The following is a 16,397-nucleotide window of genomic DNA, read 5'->3' on the forward strand; positions in this document are numbered from 1 at the left end:
AGTACCACTACGTTGTAGGCATGATCACGATGACCGACCCAGCGTGGCGTCCGAGTCCCCGTGCCAAGCAATTGTGGGCGATCAATGCAGCTCTGATGTGGCTTCCGCTGTTCTTGGCTCAGCTCGTGTGGGCGGTGATCGCCGGTGATGTGACGACGTGGCCGCACGTGGCCGTGTTCGCAGCGTCCGTGGTTGTGGCCGCCGCGCACATCATCGTCGTGCCGGTGTGGCGGTATCGCGTACACCGCTGGGAAATCAGCGACTCCGCCGTGTACACGCGGACCGGCTGGTTCGATCAGGAACGACGTATTGCGCCTATCTCGCGGGTACAGACGGTCGACACCGAGCGCGGTCCCATCGATCGCATGCTCGGCCTCTCGACGGTCACGGTGACCACCGCGTCGTCCGCGGGCGCGGTCAAGATCACCGCCCTGGACAAAGATGTTGCCGACAGGACAGTCGCGCAGCTCACCGACATCGCCGGACGGACCCTGGGCGACGCAACGTGAGTACCGACCCCGAACTACTCGCCGCCGAGGAGCAACAGCCCTGGCTACGTCTCGACAAACGGATGCTGCTCGTCCATCCCGTGACCGAGGCCGTCAAGGTCCTGCCGATTCTGCTGGTGTCGTTCGTCGTCGGCACACAGAGCGGCAATCATCTATGGGGCCTGGGCGTTCTCGTTCTGGTGCTCGTGTTCGCGGTGCTTCGCTGGTTCACCACCAGCTATCGCATCGGCCCGGTCCACGTGCAGCTGCGCTCCGGGGTGTTCCAGAAGAAGCTTCTGTCGGTGCCGCGTAGCCGAATCAGGTCCGTCGACATCGAGGCCGGCGTGCTGCATCGGATTCTCGGGTTGTCGATACTGCGCATCGGCACGGGCCAGCAGGCCGACCAGGGTGAGAGGTTCGAGCTCAATGCCCTCGACGCCACGGCGGTGCCCGAACTCCGCGAGCTGCTGCTGCAGCGCGTGACCCGTGCAGCCGACATTCCCGGGACGCCGCCGCCCGTCGAAACAGAGATCGCGCATTGGCGAACGTCCTGGGTGCGGTACGCGCCGTTCTCGTTCACCGGGGTCGTCACCATCGCCGCTGCTGTAGGTGTGCTCTTTCAGTACGGTCTCGGCGAACGCCTCGCCGACTCGACGGTGATCTCCCAGGGCATCGACTCAGCCGAGCGGCTCGGCATCGCGGTGGTCATCATCTTCGGCCTTGTCCTCCTGCTGATCGTGGCGAGCCTGTTCGCCTGTGCTCGATATCTGATCGCGTACGGCAACCTCACGGTCACCGACGACGGCACCCGCCTGCACGTGGCGCACGGCCTACTGCGGACACGATCGACGACGCTCGACCGAAACCGGCTCCGTGGAACGTCGCTTTCCGAGCCTTTGCTCCTTCGGGTTGCGAAAGGCGCGAGGCTCGATGCCATCATGACGGGCGTCAGCGCAGAGAAGAAGGAATCCTCGCTGCTCCTTCCCCAGGCGCCCGCCGACGAGGCTCGACGCATGATGACCGTCGTGCTCGGCGAGGCCGGCATGCACGCCGATGCACGCAAGCCGTTGCAGTCCCACGGCCCTGCGGCCCGGCAGCGACGCTACGTCCGCGCAGTCGTCCCCGTCCTCGTATTGGCCGCCGGTCTCGGCGTCGCCAGGGCTTTCGGGGCACCGATCCCGCCGCTGGTGTGGGCGACGACGATGCTGTTGCTCATCGGGGCAGTACTCGTCGGGTGGGATCGCTACCGCAGCCTCGGTCATGCAGTACTGCCGGGCTGGCTGATCACCCAACACGGCTCGCTCGACCGCAAGCGGCACAGTGTGGAGGCCGCGGGCATCATCGGTTGGACGGTGCGGCAGACGTTCTTTCAGCGACGCGCCGGTGTGGCGACCATCGTTGCTGCCACGCCCGCCGGCGTCGGGCACTACGAGATACTCGACATCCCCATCGAGCAGGCATGGGCACTCGTCGAGGGCGTCACACCGGGCGCGGGAGACATATGGGCGCGGTGACGAGTATCGAGGAACTCGACGCTGCCATCAGCTCGTGCCGCGCATGCCGCCGACTCGTGCGCTGGCGTGAGAAGGTCGCCGCCGAGAAGCGACCTAGCTCGCGCGACGAAACATATTGGGGACGAGCAGTACCCGGATTCGGTCCACCGGACGCGAGCATGCTGATCGTCGGCCTCGCCCCAGCCGCACACGGCGCGAACCGCACAGGACGCATGTTCACCGGCGACCGCAGCGGGGACGTGCTCTATGCCGCGCTGCACGCCGTCGGACTTGCCAGCCAGCCCACCGCGACACACATCGACGACGGGCTCACCCTGAGGGGTGTGCGCATCACCGCTCCGGTGCATTGCGCTCCCCCGGACAACAAGCCCACCGTCACCGAACGCGATCGCTGCCGCAAATGGCTCGACACCGAACTCCGCCTGCTGAAGCCGACACTACGATCGATCGTCGTGCTGGGCAGTTTCGGGTGGCAGTCGCTGCTACCCGTTCTCGGCAGCAACGGCTGGGAGATACCGCGGCCACGTCCGAAGTTCGGTCACGGTGTCGAACTACAGCTCGGCACCGTCCGGTTGTTCGGCAGCTTTCACGTCAGTCAACGCAATACATTCACCGGGCTGCTGACCCCGTCGATGGTCGAGGACGTACTGCGGGCCGCGGGTTCGCATGCGGGGCTTCTGTAAGGCTTTTCAGTCTCCACGAAAACAGGAGCAAACCCGGGGGCAGCAGCCCACCGAGCAGCAAGAAGCCCGTCCGCCAGTCCGCGAGGAGGAGGACATCCCCGCCTGGGCCACCGAACATGCACAGCAGTACAGCTGCACCCCAGCCGATCAGTGGCGATGCGATGGCCAGCGACGTGTCGGCGACCTTGCGCGCGGCGAACAAGAGCATCACGTTCGCGATGCCCGCCAGCAACGCACTCACCGGGAACGGCACCGGACCGAGATGCGTCGGAAGGAAGAAGACCGCCAGAATTCCGCAAAGGAAGCCGTCGAAGATGAGTACGGCGAGCGTTGTCCTGGACACGAGGACGACAGCATTGGATGCGGCCTTCGAGATCATGCACCAATACTGACGTATCGAACCCGGTCAGGAGATCGGCGGGTATCCCAGAGCAGTCAGCAGATTGCTGAGCGCGGAGGCCATGTCCGTCAGCCCTTGCTGGTAGAGCATCTCGTGATGCGGGAAATCCGGCTTCAGCGAATCGACGAATACGGCAATGGCGTCCTGCACGCTCCAGTTGTACATCTGTATTCCACCCCTGCTGTCAGCCATCCGGGACATCACCTGTTCAGTGATCCACGTCATACTCTAGTACGCCAGAGAACAGGTCACGTTCCCTACCCCGCTCATCCACCTCGCCCAGCTTGCCCTGCACCAGAACGTACTGCTCGTCCGGCAGAATCGGCTGCACGATGTTGTTCGACAACGCGTAGTCCACACCCGACGGCGCCACGGCCACCTGCGTCGCATGAGCGCGCAGCGCATCGCGCTTGCGGGCGAACACAGCGCGCACATCGACCGACGTCGTGATCTCGCGCTCCGGGATACTCGGCAACTCTCCTGGCTCGGGCATCCGCCATCCAGCCGGTATTTCCGCGATCGACGCGAGAGAGTCACGAAGCTGGTTCTCACCGGTGACCGTCCAGTACAACTTCTGCGGCGTCCACGGCTCGCCTGCCGCGGCGAGCACGTCACTGCCTGCGACCTCGAACGCCTCGGTGACCAGGGTGTGCACGTGCCGATGGTCGGGATGCCCGTAACCACCTGCTGGGTCGTATCCGACTACGACGTGCGGACGCACTGCACGGACCGCCGCGACCATGGCCGAGAGCACCTCGTCGTGGTCGGCATTGACGAAGGCACGAGGGTTCGACGCCGCCGCGGTCCCCTCCATCCCGGAATCTCGCCAACGACCCGCTCCCCCTAGGAATCTCGGCGGGCGAGCACCGAGCGCGTCCAGCGCCCTTGTCAGTTCGAGTATCCGATAGCCGCCCAGTTGATCGGCCTGATCGGCGACGAGACCCGCCCACCGATTGCCGATCACTTCGCCTTCCTCGCCCAGCGAGCACGTCAGCACCGTGACCTCTACTCCGGCCTGGGCATAGTGAGCGATGGTCCCACCGGTGGTGATCGTCTCGTCATCCGGATGCGCGTGAACGAGCAAGAGTCTCACTTGTTTTCGGCCCTCGTCCAGTAGGCCACGTCGTCGAAGATGCCAACCTCGATCGGCCCTGTCAGCGACGCACCCTCCACGTCGGCCCCGATCGCGACAACAGAGGAATCCTGCACGATCGGCAGGACCGCCGAGAGGTTCCACAGTTTCGACTCCGCCTCGGCGACAAGCAACTCGGCCGAAAGGTCACCTGTCAGAGCATGCTCGAGCGAATCCTCGAGTTCAGGCACGCACAGACCCGACAGGTTACTCGGCGCCCCCAGAGGACCGATCGCCTCGGGCTCGGACTCGGGGTCGGACTCAGGGTCGGTGGACGTCGCTGCGCTGCAACCGAATCGGGAGGCCATGATGGTCGCGGGATCGGATCCGACAGCCGTCCAACCGACCACCGCGTCGACTTCTCCCCCGGTGACCGCCGAACCGTACAACTCGTCCGGCGCGAGCGGCGTCACCGTCGCGGCGATGCCGGCACCGGCCAACTCGTCTGCGGCGGTGTTGGCGACGGCGAGTGCGGTCGCGTCGTTCTCGACTGCACCGATCGCGAACTCGACTGCAACACCGTCTTTTTCGAGAACACCGTCCACCGAAAGCACGAACCCGGCCTCCCCGAGGAGTGTCATCGCAGCTTCGCGACCGATCGGCGCGGGCGCAGTCGGTGAGTACCATCGGTCCGAGGGACTCGAAAGTTGCGCTCTGGCTGGAAAGTTGGCGGAACCCGATCCGGCGGCAACCGTCGCGAGCAACATCGGGTCGATCAATCCGATGACGCCGCGCCGGACGGCCGGATCCGTCAGTAGGGGCGCGCGACCGTTGAGCGTGAAATCAAGCACCCGCGGCTGAAATCTCATGTCCGTGCGGACACCGGGAATAGCGGAAAGCTGCGCCTCCGTCGCACTACTCGCCCGTACCTGAGCGAGCTGAGCATCCTTCGAACGCAGTGAATCGGCAAGCTGGGCCGGCGTACCACCACGCCTGAGCAGGATCGAATCCGCAAGCGCCGGTTCACCCCAGAACCGATCGTTGCGTTCGAGCAGAATCTCGTCCCGTCCCTTGTCGAGAGAGTCGATCTTGAACCGATTGGCCGACACGGGGACGTTGTCGGTCAGCCCCGTCGTGAATCCGCCCGGTGAATCCTTCAACAGGTGACTCGGCAACAAATCCGTGAAGAGCCTCTGCCAGTGCGGGTACGGCGCGCGGAACGTCACGTTCACTGTTTTTCCGCCACCGGCCGACGCGACGTTGTCGATGAGGGCATATCCGGCCGGGTCGACGACACCGGGCTGCGAGATCATCTGCTGCCACAGGTAGTGAAAGTCCTCGGCCGCAACGGGCGCACCGTCCGACCACTGCGCCTCGGGGCGGAGCCGGTAGGTGACCGTGAACGGTGCTTGCGAGGTCACCTCTGCCGAGATGAGCACGGCAGGATCGAGCAGCATGATCGTCGCTGCCGGATCAGCCGGATCCAGGGCGGGCCGAAACGGACTCGGCAGGACCAGCGCGCTGACGGCGGATGTTGCGGGCGACTGGTCGGCGAGAAGATGCGGGTTGAATCCGATGCCGATGTCGTCGACGGCCACCACCACGAGGTTTTCACTCTCGACCACGGGGGCAACCGTCGTCGTGGTGACGGTCGGCTCGCTCTCGACCGGGGGCGGCGGGTCGGCTGTGCATCCCGCCAGGAGCAAAGCGGCGACACCGACAGCGGTAGCGCGCCGAGCAGTCGAACGCACCTGCATAGTGCTACTGCTTCGCACCGGGCCGCTCCTTCGTCGAGGCTCGTGTTCGCGTGGTCCGTACACAAGACGGACCACGCGAACACTTCGCATGAGTAGCGAAGTCTACAGAGCAGCCTTGTCGCGCGACTTGCTGCGCGAACGCTCGCGCGCACGCTCATTGGAGTCCAGGTGCACCTTGCGCACACGCACGACCTCGGGGGTGACCTCGACGCATTCGTCGCCCGCGCAGAACTCCATCGCCATTTCCAGGTCCAGCTTCTTCGGCTTCGCCAGGGTCTCCATCACGTCGGCGGAGGACTGACGCATGTTGGTCAGCTTCTTCTCTCGCGTGACGTTGATGTCGAGGTCCTCCTGACGCGGGTTGATGCCCACCACCATGCCCTCGTAGGTGTCGGCACCCGGCTCGACGAAGAACGTGCCACGGTCCGCGAGCTGGATCATTGCGAACGGCGTCACGGTGCCATTGCGGTCCGAAACGAGCGAACCGGTGTGGCGGGCGCGGATCTCGCCGGCCCACGGCGCGTATCCGTGGAACACGGCGTTCGCGATTCCGGTGCCGCGCGTATCGGTGAGGAAGTCCGTGCGGAAGCCAATGAGGCCACGCGAGGGGACGATGAACTCCATCCGAACCCAGCCGGCGCCGTGGTTCGTCATCTGCACCATCTTGCCCTTGCGCGCGGCGAGCAGCTGCGTCACGCCACCGAGGTACTCCTCCGGGGTGTCGACGGTCAGCTCCTCGAAGGGCTCGTGCAGCTTGCCGTCGACCTGCCGGGTGACCACCTGCGGCTTGCCGACGGTCAGCTCGAAGCCCTCGCGACGCATCTGCTCGACGAGGATGGCGAGCGCGAGCTCACCACGACCCTGCACCTCCCAGGCGTCGGGCCGGCCGATGTCGAGCACCTTGAGCGAGACGTTACCGATGAGCTCCTGGTCCAGACGGCTCTTGACCATGCGGGAGGTCAGCTTGTGTCCGCTGACCCGTCCGACGAGCGGGCTGGTGTTGGTGCCGATGGTGACAGAGATGGCCGGCTGGTCGACGGTGATGCGCGGAAGCGCGACCGGATTCTCGAGGTCGGCAAGGGTGTCACCGATCATGATGTCCGGGAAACCGGCGACGGCGACGATATCGCCTGCGACGCCCTTCTCACCCGGCACGCGCTCGACGCCGATGGTGTTGAGCAGCTCGGTGATCTTGGCCTTCTGTACGACGGGCTCGCCGTCGACCTCACGCATCCAGCTGACGGTCTGGCCCTTGCTGAGCTGACCGTTGTGGATACGAACCAGGGCGAGGCGGCCGAGGAAGGCCGACGCGTCGAGGTTGGTGACGTGCGCCTGCAGCGGAGCGTCGACGTTGCCCTTGGGAGCGGGGACGTAGTTGAGCAGAACCTCGAACAGCTCGTCGAGGTTCTCGGCGTCGGGAGCGTTGCCGTTCTCGGGCTTGACCTTCGATGCCTTGCCCTCGCGACCGGAGGCATAGAGGACAGGCAGGTCGAGTGCCAGCTCGGCCGCCTCGGAGGCCTCGTCGTCGAGGTCCGATGCCAGGTCCAGCAGCAGGTCGTGGCTCTCGGAGACGACCTCCTCGATGCGCGCGTCGGGACGGTCCGTCTTGTTGACGACCAGAATCACCGGAAGCGAGGCGGCGAGCGCCTTGCGCAGCACGAAGCGGGTCTGCGGCAGCGGGCCCTCGGAGGCGTCGACGAGCAGGACGACACCGTCGACCATGGACAGTCCGCGCTCGACCTCACCGCCGAAGTCGGCGTGGCCGGGGGTATCGATCACGTTGATGACGGTGATGGTTCCGTCGGCGTTGCGTTTGTGGACGGCCGTGTTCTTGGCCAGAATCGTGATGCCTTTTTCTTTTTCGAGGTCGCCCGAGTCCATGACGCGGTCGATCGCTTCGGCGCGTTCCTCGAACGCTCCGGACTGCCGGAGCATGGCGTCGACCAGCGTGGTCTTGCCATGGTCGACGTGTGCAACGATGGCTACGTTGCGGAACGTGGTGGTGGAATCGATGTTGTCTGCACTGCTTGGGGCACTCACGCGAAAAATTCTCCTGGGTCTAATGCGGGCTCTTGTTCGCTAGCGGGCTTATGTCGCTAGAGAAGCGCGCTGCACCGCGAGATTCTCGCGACCGGCCGAGTTTACCCGCTGGCACAGGGTGACCTGCACCACGCAGTAGTCTTGCCCGTAAGTTCACCCAAAGTTATCGAAATCCGGAGTAGTTGCATGGGCAAGGTCAAGGCCAAGGACGTTTCGGGCCTCAAGCCCAAGAAGAAGTGCTGCCGCAAGAAGACGCGATGCATCACATGCCCCGTCGTCATCATGCGAATGAAGAAGCTCGAAGCGTCCGGGGCCAGCAAGAAGGAACTCAAGAAGGGTCTCGAGCACGCCCGGGAGAAGTGAGTATGTCGAGCAGTTCGGGCATCCATCCGCGATCTGCCTCGACCAGGTCGATTTCGCGCAGGCCGTCGGCGTCGACCCACCTGAGATCGGAATGCTCCAACGGCGCCGGCGTCCCCGAGACCAGTTCGACGCGATAGGCCCGCAGTATCGATGCGCCCGGCAGCGCCACTTCTCCGCCCAGTGGTTCGGTCACCGCCGTCTCGACGCCGAGTTCCTCCCGCAGTTCACGTTCGAGCGCACTTTCCTCGGACTCGCCCGCTTCGACCTTGCCGCCGGGTAGCTCCCACCGACCGGCGAGCTCCGGCGGGGAGGCGCGCTGCGCCAGCAGCAGTCGGCCATCGGAGACGATTGCGCCCGCGACGACCACTCGCTGATCGGCCGTTTCAGTCATGCCACCACTTTCGTTCGTGTCACTATCGCTGCATGAGTGAACTTCTTACCAACTCCGAGATCGACGACGCCCTCACGGGCCTGCCCGAGTGGGCCCTCGCCGGCGACGCGATCACCCGCACAGTCCAGGCACCGACATTTCCGGCGGCGATCGATCTGGTGGCGCGCGTGGCTGCTTCCGCGGAGGCGGCCGACCATCATCCGGACATCGACATCAGGTGGCGGAAGCTGACGTTCACACTGTCCACACATTCTGCGGGTGGACTCACGGTGAAGGATGTGAATCTGGCGCGAGAGATCGATTCTCTGCTTTCTGCCCTTTGAGTCGTCCTCGTCCCAGACGGATCGTCCAGCCGTAGACCAGCAGTACTCCCACCATGTCCACGGCGCCGAGCCATGCCAGCAGTCCGGGCCGAGAGACGAGCCAGATCGACTCCTGGAAGAAACTCAGAATCCATGGGATGCCGACGACGACGGCAACGAGCCAATATCCGGCGACCAGTCGGGTTCCCAGCAGATGCCGGTCCGGTCCGTGCAGCAGCCACACGAGCAGCGGCAGCACCCATACCCAGTGGTGGGACCATGAGATCGGTGACACCGACAGTCCCAGCAGTTGGACCACGAGCAACGTTCCGAGTCGATCGTTCGTACGGAGCGCCCGCCAGGCGAAGAACGCGAGAACGCTCACTGCGAGCACGCCGACAAGCCACAGCACAGACGAATCGATGTCGCGTCCTGCGATGCGACTCATCGCTCCACGCAGGGATTGGTTCCATACCGAGCCGACTGGGCCGATGCGGTCGGCGTCGCCCAGTAGCTCGGTGAAGTAGGTGCCCGCCTGCCGGCCCAGCACCAGGTAACTGATGGCGACGGTCGCGCCGAACGCGACGGCGGAGAAAGCGGCGGCCTTCCACCGTTTCGTCGCCAGGAAGTACAGGCCGGTGATCGCGGGGGTCAGTTTGATTCCGGCGACGAACCCGACGATGCCCCCGGCGATCCACCAGCGCGTGCTGCGGATCGCCACGATGGCGGCGAGTGCCAGGAAGACGTTGACCTGCCCGTAGTCGAGTGTGGTGCGTACGGGTTCGGTCCACAGCGCCAACGCCGTCCACAGCATCGCCACACGCGTCCAGTCGGTCGTGCTCCCAACCGCATCCGGCCTGAAGTCGAGGACGAGTCCGATGGCGAGCCGGATCAGCAGGAACATCGCCGCCATCGTCGCGAGCTGCCAGCACACGCCGACGATCGTGAACGGCAGGTAGTGCAGTGGGAAGAACACCAGGGCAGCGAACGGTGGGTAGGTGAAGGGGAGCGGGAAATCCGGTGTCTTTTCCGCGTAGGTGAACTCGTACAGGTTGCCTTGCAGGAGGGCCGCCGCCCCATCCACGTAGACGTGCAGGTCGACGAGGTTCATGCCGTTGGGCGTCGCGAAAGCCCACACAAGCCGCGTGATCACGGACAGGGCGAGCAGGAACGGGGCGTATCGAACCAGGCGGTTCACTTCTTCACAGCTCCCGTTTCAGTGTGCGTTGGGCCGATTGCGCGGAATCGACGGCTGAGCCTATAAGGCAATTGTGAAATGGCCCGAACAGGTGCCCCAGCGGGGGTCGGAATTCCCACATTCACGTATCACGAATAACATTTGTATCACCAACCACACTGATCACTTCCGTAACAGGCTACTGTCCACTTGCGGTGAACGCTGGTACCGGCTGTACAACGTCGAGTCGGATACATAGAGTGACCCCTCGAGCCAGCAACCGATTCACGGCCCGCTTTTCGATCAGGATGGGGAAAACAAGTGTTACGTAACGGTGTAACGCGCAGGACCGTCACAGCCCTAGCAGTGGCAGTCGCCGCCGCGCTCGCTGTGCCGACCGTTGCGTCCGCAGAACCAGCACCACCCGCAGTGGAACTGCCTCCTCTTTTCCTCCCCACTCCTGATCAACCGCTTCCCGACTACGCACAGGTCGAAGCACTCGCCGCGTTCGCGCCGGCCATCATGGGTGCCGCAGCGGGGCCGGCCGACGCCGCTCCCACCACCCAAGCCGATCTGCTCGCTCAGGCACGCATGCTCTTGGAGTCCTCTGCACTACCCGAGCAGGTCAGGTCCATCCTCGAGCGGGTCATCACGTTCCTCGACGGCTCCGGCGGCGGCGGCCCGGAGATTCCACCCGCGGACGGCCCGGTCATCGCGCAGTTCCTGTACCCGACCATCGGCAAGGGATGCATCTCCGATTCCGCCGATTCCGTCGGCACTGCACTCGCTGTGCCGGGACCGGCAACCCTGCCTCCCCCCGGCCCCCCGGCCGGCCAGGCGGGCTTCGTCTTCACGGCCCTCGGAACGCAACCCCTCGCGCAGACGCAGGAAGCGCCGCTGACCGTATCGTGGCTCAACCTGGACAACCGCCGCACCGGCGCTGTGGACCTGACCGGCGCTGCGAACATCAACCCCGGCGGGCCCGCAACTCTGTCGACCATCGCCGACACCGGCCCAGGTCGCGTTCTTGCGGTCGTCTCGGGATCGATCACGACCCAGTCGAAGGAAGATCCGACAGCACCGGCTCGCTCCTGCAGCTTCCTGCCGACGATCGGGACCGTTTTCGTACCGTGAGCGTCTGACCGATAGCACGGGTAAGGTCTGCTCGTGCGCAGACCTCTGGCTTTCGTCGCGATCGCATACGCGTTCGCAGTAGCGATGCTGGGCACGACGATGCCCACCCCCGTGTACTCGCTCTACCAGGCCGAATTCGGGTTTTCCGTCTTCGTAGTCACGATCATCTTCGCCGCCTACGCACTCGGGGTGTTGGCAGCACTTCTCGCGTTCGGCCGATGGTCCGATTCGCTGGGCCGTAGACCGATGCTGCTCGCCGGCATCGGTCTCGGCATCGCCAGCGCAATCGTGTTCATCAGCGCCGGCTCCCTCACTGCGCTGTTGATCGGACGAGTCCTCTCCGGGCTCTCCGCCGGAATCTTCGTCGGGACCGCGACGGTGACGCTGGTGGAACTGGTACCGGACAAGTGGCGCTCCCGGGCTCCATCCATCGCCACCGCAGCCAACATCGGCGGACTCGGCCTCGGCCCCCTGCTGGCGGGCCTGCTCGTCCAGTACATGCCACAACCGATGCGTCTGACTTTCGCAGTCGACATCGCGCTGCTGCTGGTCGCCGCCATTGCTGTGTACTTCGTTCCCGAGCCGGTCGCTGTGGCGCGCGGCGCCCGCCCACACATGCAACGACTGTCCGTACCCGCTCCCATACGAGGTACCTTCGTTCGCGCCGCGACCGGTGGTTTCGCAGGTTTCGCCGTACTCGGCCTGTTCACGGGCGTCTCACCCGGGTTCATGACGCAGGTTCTGGGGATCGACAATCATGCCGCGACCGGCGCCGTGGTCTTCGTGATCTTCGCATCTTCCGCGGCCGCCCAGATCGGCCTGCGCGGCCTCGGCGATACCTTCGCACTCCGGGCCGGGTGTATCACGCTGGTTGTCGGCGTTGCTGCGCTCGGAGTGTCACTGCTACTCGAATCTCTGCCGCTACTCGTCATCGCCGCGGTGGTGTGCGGCGTCGGTCAGGGCGTCACATTCAGCAAGGGGATGGCCTCGATCACGGCCGAGCTTCCCACCGATCGGCGCGCAGAGGTGACCTCGACGTTCTTCGTCGTGCTCTACATCGCCATCTCGGTGCCGGTCATCGGAGCCGGTGCCGCGGCCAATGCCTGGGGGCTCGTCACCGCGGGAGTGGTGTTCTCGGCGGCTGTAGCCGCGCTGGCCCTGATATCGCTTGCTCTGCTGTTACTCGAGTCCAGGGACTTTCACGAAGAAAAGGCGTCGGAGAACAGCTCGTAGAAATAGCCGGCGATCAAATAAATTACATCGATGAGATTCATTCGATTACCCTCTCAGGCCGCGGACCACTGACCGTAATCGGAGGCAAGAATGACATTGATGTCGACGGTGACCCCATCGATTTCGTCTTTGTCTATTCGGACCTGATGCAAATGCGCACTGGGGTGCCGGTATCCCTTCGGCGTTCCCCAATTGTGCTGCCAGTACCACTGACCGAGACCGGCGATCGAGGCCAGTTCGATGGTGGGTGAGTTTGCGTAGATGCCGGTGTTCTCCGGGCCCACAACAGACTCCCACCCCAGGATGTACGGCGCGATCATGGTCGCGAACTCCACCGCGGTGGGATTGTCGTCGATCGAGGCGTAGATCGGCCGATTCGCCGGACCGCCGGCAGCCGTGTGCAGTTCGAGGCCCCGCTTGGCATGTTTGACCCCCGCCGCGTAGCCACCCCTCCAATCGGAGGTGTCCCCCTTGCCGTACTGGTAGTTCGACACCACCTCGAGACCTGCCGCCGCGAGGGCGTCGGCCTCGGACTCCTTCAGCGGCTTGCCGATCATCCAGTCGGCGCCCGGCCGACGATCCGAGACGTACCGGACCGCACCGAGGTGGCCGGCCGCAGCAATTGCCGCCGCTGACGGAACACCACCTGAGTAGTCGACGAGAGTGCCCAGTCCGTCCGCTCGTGCCGCCGTCGAATTCACGGCAGCCAGACCCATTGCCGCGGCCGAACCGACCGCGGCGTACTTGAACAGCTCTCGTCTCGAAACGTGCACGGTGCAATCCCCATATCGATCGATCGGTCACCTCGGCGTGTCGCGCACAATTCGATCGGTGACGCTGGTAGCTTGGCGCGTTTCGCTATTGCACCACAATCACTTGGGTATCGCTAGTCACATCACTCGCACAGGTGTCACACGACCCATCCGCCCCACGCTCGCCAATTCGGCCGTTCCCCTACTGTGGAGTCGACAGCAGACACGATCGAAAAGGAGTTCCAGATGGGCGTCACGCTGGCCAAGGGCGGAAACGTCTCGTTGTCCAAGGAAGCACCCAACCTCACCGCCGTGTCCGTCGGTCTGGGTTGGGACGTACGCAACACCACCGGCGGGGACTTCGATCTCGACGCGAGTGCGATAGGGCTGCGCGCCGACAAGAAGTCCGTGGGTGATCAATTCTTCGTCTTCTACAACAATCTGCGGTCCCCGGACGGGGCCATCGAGCACACCGGAGACAACCGCACCGGTGAAGGCGAAGGTGACGACGAGAGCATCAACGTCGACCTCACCGCCCTCTCACCCGAGGTCGAGTCCATCGTCTTCCCGGTATCGATCCACGACGCCGACGTCCTGGGGCAGAACTTCGGGCAGGTCATCAACGCGTTCATCCGTGTCGTCGACCGCGCTGACGGCCGCGAGCTCGCGCGATTCGACCTCACCGAGGACGCCTCCACAGAAACCGCCATGGTGTTCGGCGAGCTGTACCGGCGCGGCCAGGAGTGGAAGTTCCGCGCCATTGGTCAGGGGTATGCTTCCGGCCTGGTGGGGATCGTTCGCGACTTCGGGATCAGCGCAAGCTGACGTATCGATTGAATAACCGTGCCGCCTTCTCCTTGGAAAAGCGGACATCGGTGTGGTCCCATCACCACATCAGTAACTTCGGCCACATCAGTCTCAGGAGTCACACAATGTCTCGTCGTCTCAGTCGTGCAGCGGGTGCAGTCGCACTGTCCTGTGCCGCACTCCTCGCCGTTCCGGCAACAGCCGCCGCGGACCCCGCTCCAGTCTCCGATCCGCTGTCGCAGGCCGTGGCAACACTTCAGGGGCAGGGCGATTCGACCGCTCTCGCAGCTGCCGAGGCGATCTCGAACTCGCGCACCGAGGTTGCCGACCCGGTGGACGCCAACCCACTGGCAGCACTCGAGACCGCCAATCGGATCCTGACCGACGCCGGCATCACGCCGTTCTTCTACCCGACTGCGGCAATCAACTGCTCTGCAACACCCGGCGCACCGTTGGGAATCGTGCCGGGTGTCGCAGGCGGCGCGGCCGGACCGTGGCCCAACCTCAGCATCCCGACGCTACCCCCGCTCAACGCGGTGGAAGCGGGCGAGACGATGTTCGCATTCGTCCCAGCCGGAATCATCGACGACTCGGGTGACAAAGCCGGCATGCAGGTTGCCTGGTTCAACGTCAACACCCTCCAGGGTGGATTCGCCGAGATGGGCGGCGCCACCAGCGAGCTCGTCGACGCCATCCTCGACAACCTCGACGTTCTGCCCGTCGTGAAGGAACTGGCGCGTGGACCGATCACCGAAGCGTTGGCCGCTCTGCCATCCGCAGGTGCGCGGGCTGTGCCGGTCGAAACCGGATCGGGCACCGTGCTCGCAGCCGTGTTCGGCAACGTCACCCACAACACTGCCGACGGTGCGAAGACTTGCTTCTTCTTCCCGACGGTCGGCTTGGTCAACGTCGCCTGATTCGAAACCTCGTATCACCTGTGCCGCCGCGTCGAAGTCTCACGCGGCGGCACAGTTCGTTGCATCCCACTGACGCTCAGACGTACTGGATTTCGTCGAAGATCCCGAACGATCAGTTTCTGCTCTACTGCTTCGACACCGACAGCACCGCCGAGCCCGTTCGCAGCGAGGTGCTGCGCAATGCCGCAGATATCGAACAGTTGCAGCTTCGAATCGCCGACGTCCCACTCGATCTCGGATACCCGCGGACGAGATCGATGCGTCTCGACGCCGCGCATGTGCTCGATCACGGACAACCCGGCGACTGGGGTGCGTGCCTGAGCGAGCTCGGCACGTTGTTACGGGAACAGCTCGATCAACACGAAACAACCTGGCGGCTACACCTTTTCACCGCTGTCACTGGTGCACCTCGATGCACCGGTGCGGCTCTCGTTGCGGTCCTGCAGATCTCACACGCGCTCGGTGACGGCAGGGTCGCGTCGTCACTTGCACGGCGACTGTTCGGCGACGCCGACACTGCTGTCTTCGACCCACCGGCACGTGGACGGTTTCGTCCCATCGAGTTCATCCGAAGATCGCGGCGTGCACACGAACTCGATCAGCGCCTCGCTGCCGACACCGATGCCGGGAAAGTACCGGCTCAGGCACCGCCCCGGCCGAGAACCCGACTCAACGTCGCCCCCTCCGAAGCAGTATCGATCCGCACGGTCGTTCGCGATCGCGCCGATCTCACGGCCCCGGGAATCGGTGTCACAGCCGGCGCACTCACCGTCGTATCGGCGGCCCTGTCTCGATACCTCGAAATGCACGGTGACCGTGTTCCGTCCGACCTCGGCGCCGAGGTGACCATCGCAAAACCCGGTGAGCGCCGCGCCCGCAACCACTTTCGCAATGCCGGGGTCGGACTCTTCCCCGAGACGGACGATCTGTTCGAACGCGCCGGTTCGATTGCGGCCGCACTGGCGCAGCGCCGAGCCCGTGCCGAGCATCCGGCAATGGCAGTGAGCGCGCTGGCAACCGAAATGGTTCCTGCCGTCCTGCTCCACTGGGGCGTGCGCCAGTTCGACGCCACCGCCGTCCCCGACGCGGTCACCGGGCATACCGTCGTATCCAGTGTCGCTCGGGGCGCGGCCACGCTGCGGCTCGGCGGCGGCCCGGTACGGTTCACCGCGGGCTTCCCCGCTCTCTCCCCCGTCATGGGACTCACCCACGGTGTGCACGGAATAGGAGAGACCGTGACGTTCGGGATCACCTCGGCCGCATCAGCGGTGCCCGACCCCGATGTCTACGAGTCGATCCTGCGCGGGGCCGCCGACGACGTTGCGCTCGCCTTCGGCTGATTGCCAGGGTCTTCTCAGCATCGGCAG

At 64.7% G+C, this 16,397-nt stretch carries 18 protein-coding genes; 10 read left to right on the forward strand and 8 right to left on the reverse strand.

Annotation, left to right across the window (positions count from 1 at the left end):
* The first annotated feature begins 20 nt into the window (after positions 1 to 20).
* From KVY23_RS12650 to KVY23_RS12660, 3 genes are all read left to right on the forward strand, one after another.
* Entirely contained in the window at positions 21 to 509 is a 489-nt protein-coding gene (locus tag KVY23_RS12650; protein ID WP_230556657.1) for a PH domain-containing protein, read from the forward strand.
* 62 nt (positions 510 to 571) lie between these two features.
* Positions 572 to 2,002, forward strand: coding sequence for a PH domain-containing protein (locus KVY23_RS12655; RefSeq protein ID WP_230556800.1), 1,431 nt, complete (start codon positions 572 to 574; stop codon positions 2,000 to 2,002).
* Positions 1,990 to 2,685, forward strand: coding sequence for a uracil-DNA glycosylase (locus KVY23_RS12660; protein ID WP_230556658.1), 696 nt, complete (start codon positions 1,990 to 1,992; stop codon positions 2,683 to 2,685). The genes KVY23_RS12655 and KVY23_RS12660 overlap by 13 nt, the downstream gene beginning before the upstream one ends.
* Here KVY23_RS12660 and KVY23_RS12665 read toward each other — a convergent pair.
* From KVY23_RS12665 to typA, 5 genes are all read right to left on the reverse strand, one after another.
* The gene (locus KVY23_RS12665; protein WP_230556659.1) at positions 2,612 to 3,064 is read right to left on the reverse strand and encodes a hypothetical protein; all 453 of its coding nucleotides are present in this window, start codon (positions 3,062 to 3,064) and stop codon (positions 2,612 to 2,614) included. The two genes, KVY23_RS12660 and KVY23_RS12665, sit on opposite strands and share 74 nt — an antisense overlap.
* A 27-nt stretch (positions 3,065 to 3,091) precedes the next feature.
* On the reverse strand, positions 3,092 to 3,277 hold the full coding sequence (locus KVY23_RS12670) for a hypothetical protein (RefSeq protein ID WP_230556810.1): 186 nt from the start codon (positions 3,275 to 3,277) through the stop codon (positions 3,092 to 3,094).
* A gap of 16 nt (positions 3,278 to 3,293) precedes the next feature.
* Positions 3,294 to 4,178 carry an N-acetyl-1-D-myo-inositol-2-amino-2-deoxy-alpha-D-glucopyranoside deacetylase gene (gene mshB, locus KVY23_RS12675; RefSeq protein ID WP_230556660.1) on the reverse strand — a complete coding sequence of 295 codons (885 nt, stop codon included), beginning with the start codon at positions 4,176 to 4,178 and terminating at the stop codon, positions 3,294 to 3,296.
* Positions 4,175 to 5,914 (reverse strand): ABC transporter family substrate-binding protein, encoded by a 1,740-nt coding sequence (locus KVY23_RS12680; protein WP_230556801.1) that lies wholly within the window; start codon positions 5,912 to 5,914, stop codon positions 4,175 to 4,177. Before KVY23_RS12680 ends, mshB begins: the two co-directional genes overlap by 4 nt.
* Before the next feature lie 102 nt (positions 5,915 to 6,016).
* Positions 6,017 to 7,954, reverse strand: a complete 1,938-nt coding sequence (gene typA, locus KVY23_RS12685) for a translational GTPase TypA (RefSeq protein WP_075840331.1) — start codon at positions 7,952 to 7,954, stop codon at positions 6,017 to 6,019.
* A 186-nt stretch (positions 7,955 to 8,140) separates the two neighbouring features.
* On the opposite strand from typA, the gene KVY23_RS12690 reads away from it, so the two are divergent.
* Positions 8,141 to 8,317: a hypothetical protein gene (locus KVY23_RS12690; RefSeq protein WP_230556661.1), complete on the forward strand. Its 177-nt coding sequence runs from the start codon at positions 8,141 to 8,143 to the stop codon at positions 8,315 to 8,317.
* Here KVY23_RS12690 and KVY23_RS12695 read toward each other — a convergent pair.
* Positions 8,283 to 8,708: a (deoxy)nucleoside triphosphate pyrophosphohydrolase gene (locus KVY23_RS12695; protein WP_206509440.1), complete on the reverse strand. Its 426-nt coding sequence runs from the start codon at positions 8,706 to 8,708 to the stop codon at positions 8,283 to 8,285. The two genes, KVY23_RS12690 and KVY23_RS12695, sit on opposite strands and share 35 nt — an antisense overlap.
* A 32-nt stretch (positions 8,709 to 8,740) precedes the next feature.
* Between KVY23_RS12695 and KVY23_RS12700 the strand changes: the two genes are divergently transcribed.
* A complete protein-coding gene (locus tag KVY23_RS12700; RefSeq protein ID WP_230556662.1) occupies positions 8,741 to 9,031 on the forward strand; it encodes a 4a-hydroxytetrahydrobiopterin dehydratase in 291 nt (96 codons plus the stop codon).
* On the opposite strand, the gene KVY23_RS12705 is transcribed toward KVY23_RS12700, so the two are convergent.
* Positions 8,973 to 10,208, reverse strand: coding sequence for a mannosyltransferase (locus KVY23_RS12705; protein ID WP_206509439.1), 1,236 nt, complete (start codon positions 10,206 to 10,208; stop codon positions 8,973 to 8,975). The two genes, KVY23_RS12700 and KVY23_RS12705, sit on opposite strands and share 59 nt — an antisense overlap.
* Before the next feature lie 300 nt (positions 10,209 to 10,508).
* Between KVY23_RS12705 and KVY23_RS12710 the strand changes: the two genes are divergently transcribed.
* Both KVY23_RS12710 and KVY23_RS12715 read left to right on the forward strand, forming a co-directional pair.
* Complete coding sequence (locus KVY23_RS12710) at positions 10,509 to 11,321, forward strand: hypothetical protein (protein ID WP_075840327.1); 813 nt, start codon at positions 10,509 to 10,511, stop codon at positions 11,319 to 11,321.
* Positions 11,322 to 11,354: 33 nt separating this feature from the next.
* A complete protein-coding gene (locus KVY23_RS12715) occupies positions 11,355 to 12,554 on the forward strand; it encodes an MFS transporter (RefSeq protein WP_206509438.1) in 1,200 nt (399 codons plus the stop codon).
* A gap of 53 nt (positions 12,555 to 12,607) precedes the next feature.
* Here the strand turns inward: KVY23_RS12715 and KVY23_RS12720 are convergent, their stop codons facing one another.
* Positions 12,608 to 13,327, reverse strand: a complete 720-nt coding sequence (locus tag KVY23_RS12720; protein WP_230556666.1) for a DUF1906 domain-containing protein — start codon at positions 13,325 to 13,327, stop codon at positions 12,608 to 12,610.
* Positions 13,328 to 13,552: 225 nt separating this feature from the next.
* Here KVY23_RS12720 and KVY23_RS12725 point away from each other — a divergent pair, with 225 nt between their 5' ends.
* The 3 genes from KVY23_RS12725 to KVY23_RS12735 all read left to right on the forward strand — a co-directional run bounded on the left by KVY23_RS12725 (position 13,553) and on the right by KVY23_RS12735 (position 16,370).
* Entirely contained in the window at positions 13,553 to 14,131 is a 579-nt protein-coding gene (locus KVY23_RS12725) for a TerD family protein (RefSeq protein WP_206509437.1), read from the forward strand.
* Positions 14,132 to 14,238: 107 nt separating this feature from the next.
* On the forward strand, positions 14,239 to 15,030 hold the full coding sequence (locus KVY23_RS12730) for a hypothetical protein (protein WP_206509436.1): 792 nt from the start codon (positions 14,239 to 14,241) through the stop codon (positions 15,028 to 15,030).
* 59 nt (positions 15,031 to 15,089) lie between these two features.
* The gene (locus KVY23_RS12735) at positions 15,090 to 16,370 is read left to right on the forward strand and encodes a WS/DGAT domain-containing protein (RefSeq protein WP_230556667.1); all 1,281 of its coding nucleotides are present in this window, start codon (positions 15,090 to 15,092) and stop codon (positions 16,368 to 16,370) included.
* Positions 16,371 to 16,397: the final 27 nt, after the last annotated feature.

This window comes from Rhodococcus sp. I2R (genome assembly GCF_020889545.1).
Classification (GTDB): domain Bacteria; phylum Actinomycetota; class Actinomycetes; order Mycobacteriales; family Mycobacteriaceae; genus Rhodococcoides.

What these genes read in the sequence shown, in the direction of transcription:
- KVY23_RS12650 (WP_230556657.1), top strand. Translation starts at nt 21, where the DNA reads ATGATCACGATGACCGACCCAGCGTGGCGTCCGAGTCCCCGTGCCAAG.
- KVY23_RS12655 (WP_230556800.1), top strand. Translation starts at nt 572, where the DNA reads ATGCTGCTCGTCCATCCCGTGACCGAGGCCGTCAAGGTCCTGCCGATT.
- KVY23_RS12660 (WP_230556658.1), top strand. Translation starts at nt 1,990, where the DNA reads ATGGGCGCGGTGACGAGTATCGAGGAACTCGACGCTGCCATCAGCTCG.
- KVY23_RS12665 (WP_230556659.1), bottom strand. Translation starts at nt 3,064, where the DNA reads ATGATCTCGAAGGCCGCATCCAATGCTGTCGTCCTCGTGTCCAGGACA.
- KVY23_RS12670 (WP_230556810.1), bottom strand. Translation starts at nt 3,277, where the DNA reads ATGGCTGACAGCAGGGGTGGAATACAGATGTACAACTGGAGCGTGCAG.
- KVY23_RS12680 (WP_230556801.1), bottom strand. Translation starts at nt 5,914, where the DNA reads ATGCAGGTGCGTTCGACTGCTCGGCGCGCTACCGCTGTCGGTGTCGCC.
- KVY23_RS12690 (WP_230556661.1), top strand. Translation starts at nt 8,141, where the DNA reads ATGGGCAAGGTCAAGGCCAAGGACGTTTCGGGCCTCAAGCCCAAGAAG.
- KVY23_RS12695 (WP_206509440.1), bottom strand. Translation starts at nt 8,708, where the DNA reads ATGACTGAAACGGCCGATCAGCGAGTGGTCGTCGCGGGCGCAATCGTC.
- KVY23_RS12700 (WP_230556662.1), top strand. Translation starts at nt 8,741, where the DNA reads ATGAGTGAACTTCTTACCAACTCCGAGATCGACGACGCCCTCACGGGC.
- KVY23_RS12725 (WP_206509437.1), top strand. Translation starts at nt 13,553, where the DNA reads ATGGGCGTCACGCTGGCCAAGGGCGGAAACGTCTCGTTGTCCAAGGAA.
- KVY23_RS12730 (WP_206509436.1), top strand. Translation starts at nt 14,239, where the DNA reads ATGTCTCGTCGTCTCAGTCGTGCAGCGGGTGCAGTCGCACTGTCCTGT.